Origin of the sequence: Okeania sp. SIO2F4 (genome assembly GCF_010672385.1) — a bacterium.
Classification (GTDB): domain Bacteria; phylum Cyanobacteriota; class Cyanobacteriia; order Cyanobacteriales; family Microcoleaceae; genus Trichodesmium.
On sequence record NZ_JAAHGT010000074.1, the window covers coordinates 1 to 9,540 of the forward strand.

Sequence of the window (9,540 nt, forward strand, 5' to 3'; positions counted from 1 at the left end):
TAATCCACAAGGTCTGGATTAGCCACCCGTTTATAATAGTCTAAATCGATAAATGGGGAAAATTGCAACCCTTGATTAATTCCTACATTGAAAAAGTGGTCTAATCCACTAGCAAATTCTCCCTGACTTACCGATGCTGCTGCATCAGGATTAATCTCTAAATAGAAATTTTCGTTGAAAACGTCATTAATTGAAATCATTGAATTCACCTTGTTTTTGATGGTTGAATTGGTTATTTGTCTCAGATGTGAGGTACACCCATCGCGGGCAAGATGCCCGCACTACAAAAATTTAATTGTTAATATCTGTACTTCATATACTCGGAATCTCCTGTAATATCAAATCCGGAAAAGAGGAAGTAGGGAGTAGGGAGTAGGGGGAAATAATTGATGATTTATAGCCGATAATTGATTTGATTTTTGATGATCACGCCTATGTCTAAGATCAAATCCGGATAATTAGTTCTTGTAGTCATTGCGACGGTCACTCCGTGGAAGGAAGCAATCTCAGGAACGCACAAAGATTGCTTCCTATTGTCGCAATGACGGCTATTCAAACAAATTCTATATAAGATATCAACATCTTATTTTTTCTCAATTTTTTCCATTCTTCTACCACAATACTTGTGAGAAAGTGGAACAACTTAATATTGATTTTGAGAATGCTCTAAAATCAGTTTGGCCAGTTGATTAACTGTTGGAGATTTTAAAAGAGAATAATGATTTCCTTCTAGCTCAGAAAACCAAGTTGTTTTTGGCAACAAGGAATGCCATACCTCTATAGAATTACTCGCCACACGCTCTTCAACATTTTGCGTTGCCATCACAACTAGGCAAGGAATCTCAGCTTTTAGGGGCAAAGCCTGATAACTATGAAGTGCCTCAATATTAGACCGAAAAATCTCAAAAAGAGAAATTAAATCCTGTATATTCCCAGCGGGTAGCCAATGTTTTTGTTGTGCTTCTGTGAGTGCTTGAAGCAATAGATTTGTAGAATTGTTTTCTTCTTGAAGACAATTCAATGCTAGGTCTTGATCTACTTCGGCAAGATCGGACACAAACCAAGAAATAAGTTGTTTAAATTCTGTAGCCTCTTGACGTAATGGAGCCGGACTATCAATTAACACTAAGCTATCAACTTTAATTCCTTGCTTCGTAAGTTGCTGGGCTGCCTCATAAGCGATAACCCCTCCCATTGACCATCCGCCAAGATGGTATGGACCTGATGGATTCGCAGAGTGGAGCTCTTTTAAATAGAGTTTGGTCATTTCAGATAGGGACAGCTGGCTTTTTTGTCTACTTGTACCAGATGCTTCCAGGGCTAAACAACCAAATCGTTCTGATAAAAGCTGTGCTAGGTCTTTATAACAGAGGATTCCGCCACCAGATGGGTGGAACCAAAATATTGGAGGCTTAGATTGATGACCAGTAATTGAAACCAAACAAGTTTCAGCACTATCTACTCCTGTTTGATAGTGTTCATCGATAAATTGAGAAAGTGCTTTGAGAGTGGAATGTTGTAAAAGGGTGGTGACAGGAATATTCAAATCAAAGGTATCAGCTATTAAAGCCATGAGACGAATGGCACTGAATGAATTTCCCCCTAGTTCAAAGAAATTATCCTCTCGCATTAGAGTTTCTATGCCCAGAATTTCTGACCACAATCTGGCTAAATTCCTTTCTGTATCAGTCTCAGGTGGTTCGCTATTTTGAGAATGTTGGTAATCACTGGGAATTGGCAGAGCTTTGCGGTCAACTTTCCCAGTTGCTCCCAAAGGAAATTGTTCGAGAAAGATGAAACGGGTAGGAATCATATAATCAGGCAAGAATTCTTCAGCGTATTGTTTCACTTCTTGCCAATCCACCTCCGTCTCATTTTTAGCAATTAGATAAGCAGCTAGATAAGCATTTTGTGGCTGTTCTCCAATTACTTTGACCGCAGCATTAACTACTGCCGGATGCCGTTGAAGAGTGCTTTCTATTTCTCCTAACTCGATCCGATATCCTCGAACTTTGACTTGACCATCTTCCCGTCCTAGAAATTCAATGTAACCGTCTGAACGGCGTACTCCCCAGTCCCCCGTTCGGTAAATTCGCTCATGGGTAACCGGATGTTCCAAATAGGAATGGGCTGTTTTTTGTTCATCTTTCCAGTATCCTTGAGCAACACCTATGCCACCGATATACAGTTCTCCGGAAACATTATCAGGTCGTGCCTGTTTTCGACTATCGAGAACATAAAATTCCTGATTACTAAGAGGATAGCCATAGGGAATGCTTTTCCAATTCGGATCGACACGATCGATGTCGTAGTAAATAGACCAAATAGAACCTTCTGTTGCGCCTCCTAAACTAATAGTCCGTGATGAAAACAGTTCTTTGAGTTTGCCAGGTAATCTTACAGGAATCCAATCCCCACTCATCATGAACAACCGAACTGATAAGTCGCTAGTCAATGAATTACTTTCAAAATACTGAACCAAGAGTTGCGCTAAGGCTGGAACTGAGTTCCAAACAGTTACCCCGTGTTGTTTACATAATTGAGCGCACAAGGCAGGTTCTCGATTTATCCCCTCTGGTGGCAAAACAAGTGTAGCTCCTGTTGCCATAGTACCAAATATATCATAAACTGACAAGTCAAACGTCAGTTCGGAAATACCAAAGATAGTATCTTGTGAAGTAATCCCAAAGCGACGATTGATATCCTCAATGGTGTTGACAGGTCCAAGATGATTTAGAACAACGCCTTTAGGTTTCCCTGTTGAACCGGAAGTAAAAATCACATAAGCTAAGTCATTAGGGGACTGAATTCGAGGTAAGTTATCACAGTTCGTCACTAGATTATCGCTGACATCGACAGCAATTTTTTCTACCCCTTTGAGACAACTATCATTGAGATGAGCAGAATTTGTTAAGACCAAACGGCAACCACAGCGTTCTAAGATGTCCTGTTTCCGATTGTCGGGAAAGCTAGGATAGAGGGGAACATAAGCTGCCCCTGAAGTCAGAATTGCCTGAGCAGCAATTACTTGTTCCCAACCTTTAGAAGCATAAACTGCAATTAATTCATTAGGTTTGACTTGGTACTGCTGGCGTAAAGTCCAGGCAATACGATTGGAAAGTTCAGTTGCTTGTTGATAACTGAAAGTCCGTCGTGAGTCAATCAGCAGTGTTTTATCTGGTGTCTTCTGGGTTTGCTCATAGAGATATTCATGCAAACATTGCTCTGTAAGAGGTGCTTGAACCTGATTGTATTCTCGATGACTTGCTTGCTGTTGTGGAGAACGAAAATCAAAATAAGATTCCTGCCAGGTTTGCTCTTGATCTAAACGAGAGACTAGAGAAACGTAGGCATCAAACATATCGTTTAAGATTCCTTCCTCAAAAGCTGAATCAACCGTGTCCCAAATTAGCGCAACACCACCATCAGTTCTACTAATAGCTTGATGATCCAATAACACTTGGGGCGTTTCTAACCCGCAGAAAACCATGTTCTCTCCTTCGAGTTGAAAGATACCTGGTGCCACTGATTCATCAGGTTTGTCTAACATACTGACAAAAGCCACTGGACTTGATGCGTAAAAAGCAGACCCTTGCTGGCGATTTCGTTCTTGCAAGACCTCTAAACCACATACCATGGAGCGAGTAACATCACGAAAAACCTGGCGATGAATATCATAGGTATGTTGGGCAAATGACTTGGCTTCACTGAAGTTCACTTCTACTAAGACAGTGCTGGCAAAATTTCCTACTACCCCAGAAAGATCCCCAAATTCGGGATCTCGATTCTGAACCATCATGGTCAGGGAAAAATGTTGGTTTTTTGACCAATAAGCGACTATTAGACTAAAAGCTGTTAACAATAGGGTTGTGGGATTTATATCTTGTTCTTTAGCCCGTTTAGTAATGATTTGCCACTGAATTGCAGAAAGGACATGACGACGGCGAACAAGATGGGAACGACGAGGAATGGAATTCGATTTTAAGGGTAAAAGAGGTCCCCCTGGCAAGGTTCGCAGCCGTTCAAACCAGTAGTTTTTTGTCCGTTGATAACGCTCTGATGCCTGCTTTTGTCGTCGGTGGAGTTCATAACGAGAAAGGTCAAAGGATTTCTCGCTCCATTTATGATGGGTCTTGGTATACATCTGAGACAGTTCAGACAAAACAGTGCGAACGCTACTACCATCGAGAAATAATAAATCTATATTGATGTGAATCCGCGTTACATTTTTGAGTCTGGTAATTTCTAGATGAATATTGGGAGGAGTTTCTGCTTTGATGTCAGACCGATAAAGTCGTTTCCTAATCTGTTCAAGCTGCTTAGTCACTTCTTCGTGATTCATTTGACTCAGGTCATGTTCTGGAATGTCAGAATCAAATAATCTGTCTCTTACAACAATTTCAGCAGTAGGCAAAACTTTAGCTTGCAGCATGGGATGTCTAGCTAACAAAGTGTTTCGGGCTTGGTAAAGTGCCTTGCTGTCGCAATCAGATAGCTCAATCTCTAAATAAAGATGAGGATGAACGTGCAGATCAAAGCTCGTTTGTTCTCCTATCCAATAAGCTCGCTGTAGAGAAGATAGCTGTAAGCGACTACCAGTCGATAGCTGATTGTTTAAGGATTCTCTTGTTAGAAGTGTTTCGAGATCGTATGTTTTCATAAGTCTAGAAGTTCTTCAATAGCAGAATTAAGGGTGTTCGTAGTTTTAAATACATCCGGAGTTAATAACTCATCGGGAAAGGTGACTTCAAACTCATCTTCAAGATCAAGCATTAGATTTGTGGCTGCCATAGAATCTAATCCTAAGGTTGTAAGTTCTTTGTCATTATCAATTTGGTCAACGGATGTTACCAATTTCAAATGCTCAACCATACAAACTTTAAGTCGTTCAAGCGTATTGTTCACGGATACTATCTCCTGTGATATTGATGGATAAATTTTCTGGTTCAGGAAGTAAAAATTGCAGAGATTCATGGCCAGTTCGCAGACTTGATAAATCTACTGGAATTCCATTACGTAAAGAGACTTCTAGGGGAGCAGGACGACTTAGAAAAGCTACTAAACTAGCTGTTAATCCATAAGCTCCAACGTTGGGAATAGCAACAATATCGTTGATATTCACCGATGGAGGCAACTCGGTTTTGCGTGTCAAACAATCAAGTGGACTACACAATGGACCAACAACTAAGGTTCGTCCCTCATTAGCTGTTTCTGTTGACCAAGCTTCTTGTTCAGATGAAAGGTTATACATCAAAACATAACCTCTGGGAATTCGTCCCAATCCTGACATTCCCCCTAAATGATTAATTCCGGCATCTAAAACCACAAATTTAGAATCAAATTTTCCGGGTTTTATATCCAGAATTGTAGCCAGTAGTGTACCGCTTGAAGCAGAAAGGTAACGTCCTGATTCAAACCAAATTTCGGCTTCTGCTGTGTATTTTCGTTGAGCCAGTAGTTGCTCTAAACGAGAACGCAAATTATCAAGAGCGATCGCTGATTTTTGATTGGCAAAAGGCCAAGGAAAACCGCCACCCAAATCAATCACTTGAGGGGTAAATCCAAGCTGACTGGTAAGTCTCTCAGTACAATCAATACCTGCTTTAAATGATTTAATCAGAGATTCTTCACTGTCGATCTGAGTTCCATAGTAAATGTGATACCCAATAATCTCCACATAAGAACTCAGTTGACTAAGTCGTTGAGCACCATTAAGTAGAACACTTTCTTCAAAACCAAATTGTGAGGGGGTACCACTCATCGCTAGTCCGCCTTGGAGTGGTTCCATCGGGTTAACCCTCAGCAATAAACGGATGCTTTTTTGGGCTGTTTCAGCAGCCTTTTCCAGACGATCTAGATCGGTATAAGACTCTACTGAAAAATGATTGACTCCTATGGCAATAGCTTGACCAATTTCCTCTGTCGTTTTTCCTGGACCACTATAGAGGATTTGTTCAATAGAAATTCCAGAATTACAAGCAACACTAAGTTCATGGTTTGAGCAGACTTCTAAACAACACCCAGCCGTTTGTACGGTTTTGACAATAGCTGGTAGTGGATTAGCTTTGAGAGAATAAAACACTTTGGCATTAGTAGGCAAAGCTTGTTTTAATTCCCTTACTTGATGTTCCACAGTATCAAGATCATATACATAAAGAGGAGAACCAAATCTAGCAACTAGGGAACGCCAATTCTCGAAAGCTTTCTGTTGAGTTTCTAAGTCTTTAACATTAGGCATAAGTTTTTATGCATTCAATTATTTTTTTCAAGGTAAAACTAACAGCAAATATCAGTTTTAGCACTGCTAAGTGATTTGCCTTTGACACTCCATGAAATGAGTGGAGTGGATTCTTGCTTCGTAGACTACTTGACTACCGATTTGTTAAGGATGAAATTTTCTGCTTCCTTAAGGGAGCGATTGATTGTTTTTCAGATTTTTTTCGCCAGATTTCCTCTAATGCTCGTTGATTGACTTTTCCATTCAAAGTATTGGGAAAATTCTCTAATATCTCGACAAAATCAGGAATCTTGTATGACTCTAAAACTTCACTAAGTTTTGACAAAATCATCTCCTGAGAAATCCCTGCTTGAGCGGTAATAATAAATAAAATGAGATGCTCTTCTAGCTGTATAACTGCAGCGTGCTTAACTTCCTCCAATTCCAAAGCTGCTTTTTCAATTTCTAGAGGATGAAGGCGGAACCCTCGCCGCTTTATTTGTTCATCTTTGCGCCCAGCAAAGTAGAGATATCCTTCTTCATCTATTTTGAAGTTATCCCCTGTATAAAGAGCGCGTCCTATTCCCGATGGATGAGGTCGATAGCGAACTTCGGTTTCAACAGTAGCTTTCCAGTATCCTAGAGCAAGATGACGCCCACAGACAACCAGTTCGCCGACTTGACCAGGAGAAAGTCGATTTCCTAAGTCATCAATGACAAATGCGTCCGTGTCATCAAGTGGACGACCTACAGAACCAGGATGTTTTTTGGCTTCTTCGGGAGATAAAATTGAGACACGCTTACATTCTGTCAATCCATACATCGGATAAATTGAAGCTTCAGGAAGTGCGTTTTGTAATCGAAGAATATGTTGTTCGCTCAAGTGTGCGCCAGTGTTAGTAGCAAGACGAATTTCTGGTAAGATTTCTTGCCGTCTCTCTAACATTTTCAACAAGGATTCAAAAAGATTAGGAACCCCTGGAAGAATGTTGATGTTTCTTTTGCGTAAAGTTCCAATCAATGATGGACCTGCCAACTCCGAGCTATTCACAACAAGTCTAGCACCAACTTGTGCAGCAAGAAAACCTTGATATAGACCATAATCAAATGAGAGAGGGAGAAAAAGCCCAATTGAGTCTTCTAAGGAATAACCGAGTCGCTTTTGAATTTTTTCAACGACAAAGAGTATATTATCCTGAGTTAGTACCACTCCTCTGGGTTTTCCTGTCGATCCCGAAGTATAAATAATTAAAGCAGGATCAGTATCAATTGTGCCCCGCTTGGAACTTAAGGTTTGAAGACTTTCTAGACTTTGTTCAAAAGGAGGACATTCAAGGTTTTTGATGGTTGAAATGTCGAGTAAGGAGCTACCTTCAAAACAGTCAAAATGTGACTTCATTTTGTCATCTAACAACACTGCTTGTGGTTGAAGCTGACTGTGAATATTTTTTAGCGTTATCTCAGTGCTGGCTTGATGCAAGATAGTTGCGGTAGCACCGAGAACATTGGCAGCAAACAAAGCCAATAAGATTTCGGGTTGATTTTGAGCAACTATTAGCACTCGATCCCAACGCTTAACGCCTACAGACTCTAAGCTTTTTGCTAACTTATCGACTGCGCTAACTGCTTGTGCATATGTATATGTATGTTCTCCATCTAAATACACCCGATTAGGCCAACGTTCTGCTGCTTGCCATAGTAGCGATGTTAGAATTCTTTGGGACATGAGTGTTTTTCTTTGTTTAAAAAGTTAATGAGAAATTTAAGTCCGACAAAACCTGTTATGTAAAACTATTAAAATTAACATTCTGCAAGTTTATATTTCGCAGACGTTTGAATTTTAATAGTTTATTTTTGACTTAAACATTTTGTTAATGTTTAAGGAATTAGATGACTAATTCATAATCTGGTCTGTTTGTTAGTGAGTATTGGGCTTTGAGAATAAGCCGATTTTTGTAAAAAATTTAGTGACACGTTCTAATAACTCATTATTAAATTGGTGACGGACTGGATTCGCTAGTAATTCTTTACGAATCTGACCTGGTTTTTCAAATCCAGCATCAGCATATATTTCACGCCGATAGAGCTTTTGTGTGCCTAGGTTCATAAAACTTTTCACAGCTATTTCAATTTCCATGATCCGTTCTTTTGAATATCTATTTTTTAGCTCCTGGCATACTAAGTTGATATACTGACGACCATAGGTGATGTGTCTACCTTCATCAGCATGATGAAGTTTATTAATGTCCTGAATGAACTTTGGTAAAGTGCTGTCTTTAGCCATTTGACGATTATAAAAATCAACGATTTCTTCAAAAATCAGAATACGGCTAAAGAGCATGAAGTTGGCGATATCAGCTTCTGGTAAATTTGCCATGGCTAAAGCACGGTCTGGATAGATTTTTTTCCCATATTGCAGACAGAATTTTGAAAAATACCACATATGCTCATTCTCTTCTGCGATTAAATAATGTAGATATTCCGAGAGAAATTCAAACCCTGGTGTATGAAGTCGTCCTGTCATTTCTACTAACAGTTCACGAATACCTGTCACATTTAGACTACAGAAATTAATAAATTCCCACTTGCTTAATTCAATTAATTGTTCTTGAGTGAGTTCATGTTCAAAACGAGTTCCATGAACCGACATTAAATTAAGGGACATCCACAACTTGTTTTGCTCTATATCTTCTGGCCAAACAAGTTCTTTAAAGGGATCGTAAATGTCAGAATTTGTTTGCTCAATAAGTTTATTGAGAATTTTAGAAAACTTCGATGTGTCTTGAGTAAGAGCTAATTCATTGATTGCGATCATTTTTGTCGATCCTCTGTACAGTGGGTTACTTAAGGTTGCTTCAAATAACTTAAAGTTACTTAAAATTGTAATCTAGACGACTTTTAAGTCAATTCGATCACTATGTTGACTATTTAAGCTCACGGGGTGACAATGGTTAAAAACATAAAAAATGACGGGAGGAAGTACACAGCGCCTGCTTTAACGGCTGGTTGAATAACGACACGCGGGTTTTAACCCGGAGTAAAAGTCTGCTATGATAGTCGGATACGAGTAAGAACAAGGTTCGTCGCTATGACATGACTGCTAGTTAGCGTGAAATTCCGGCTCCCAGGAGACAGGAAGCTATTGCTTCATCTTTGCAGTGGGTTAACCACACACAGCATGGTGTTTCAACCCCTAGAGATGTCAAGCACACTTAAGAGCGAACACTGTAAAAGTCAAACTCCTAGATGGTAGATGCTTAGGGATGGCTCTTGGTTGAAAAGGAATCAAGTTCTTTCCTCTAGCGGTACATATATCTGATGCA

General features: G+C 39.7%; 5 protein-coding genes and 1 pseudogene. All 6 read right to left on the minus strand.

What is annotated here, in order from left to right:
- Nucleotides 1–200: pseudogene (locus F6K22_RS07355) on the minus strand (hypothetical protein); the annotation flags it as partial.
- 443 nt (nt 201–643) lie between these two features.
- Complete coding sequence (locus F6K22_RS07360; protein ID WP_293095255.1) at nt 644–4,660, minus strand: non-ribosomal peptide synthetase; 4,017 nt, start codon at nt 4,658–4,660, stop codon at nt 644–646.
- Nucleotides 4,657–4,974 carry a phosphopantetheine-binding protein gene (locus F6K22_RS41785; RefSeq protein WP_363273031.1) on the minus strand — a complete coding sequence of 106 codons (318 nt, stop codon included), beginning with the start codon at nt 4,972–4,974 and terminating at the stop codon, nt 4,657–4,659. Before F6K22_RS41785 ends, F6K22_RS07360 begins: the two co-directional genes overlap by 4 nt.
- A complete protein-coding gene (locus F6K22_RS07370) occupies nt 4,889–6,238 on the minus strand; it encodes an alanine racemase (RefSeq protein WP_293095259.1) in 1,350 nt (449 codons plus the stop codon). The genes F6K22_RS41785 and F6K22_RS07370 overlap by 86 nt, the downstream gene beginning before the upstream one ends.
- A gap of 133 nt (nt 6,239–6,371) precedes the next feature.
- On the minus strand, nt 6,372–7,943 hold the full coding sequence (locus F6K22_RS07375; protein ID WP_293095261.1) for a class I adenylate-forming enzyme family protein: 1,572 nt from the start codon (nt 7,941–7,943) through the stop codon (nt 6,372–6,374).
- Nucleotides 7,944–8,135: 192 nt separating this feature from the next.
- Nucleotides 8,136–9,032, minus strand: a complete 897-nt coding sequence (locus tag F6K22_RS07380; protein WP_293095263.1) for a diiron oxygenase — start codon at nt 9,030–9,032, stop codon at nt 8,136–8,138.
- Nucleotides 9,033–9,540: the final 508 nt, after the last annotated feature.

Coding starts and splice junctions, on each gene's coding strand:
- F6K22_RS07360 (WP_293095255.1), bottom strand. CDS start 4,660: ATGAAAACATACGATCTCGAAACACTTCTAACAAGAGAATCCTTAAAC.
- F6K22_RS41785 (WP_363273031.1), bottom strand. CDS start 4,974: ATGAATCTCTGCAATTTTTACTTCCTGAACCAGAAAATTTATCCATCA.
- F6K22_RS07370 (WP_293095259.1), bottom strand. CDS start 6,238: ATGCCTAATGTTAAAGACTTAGAAACTCAACAGAAAGCTTTCGAGAAT.
- F6K22_RS07375 (WP_293095261.1), bottom strand. CDS start 7,943: ATGTCCCAAAGAATTCTAACATCGCTACTATGGCAAGCAGCAGAACGT.
- F6K22_RS07380 (WP_293095263.1), bottom strand. CDS start 9,032: ATGATCGCAATCAATGAATTAGCTCTTACTCAAGACACATCGAAGTTT.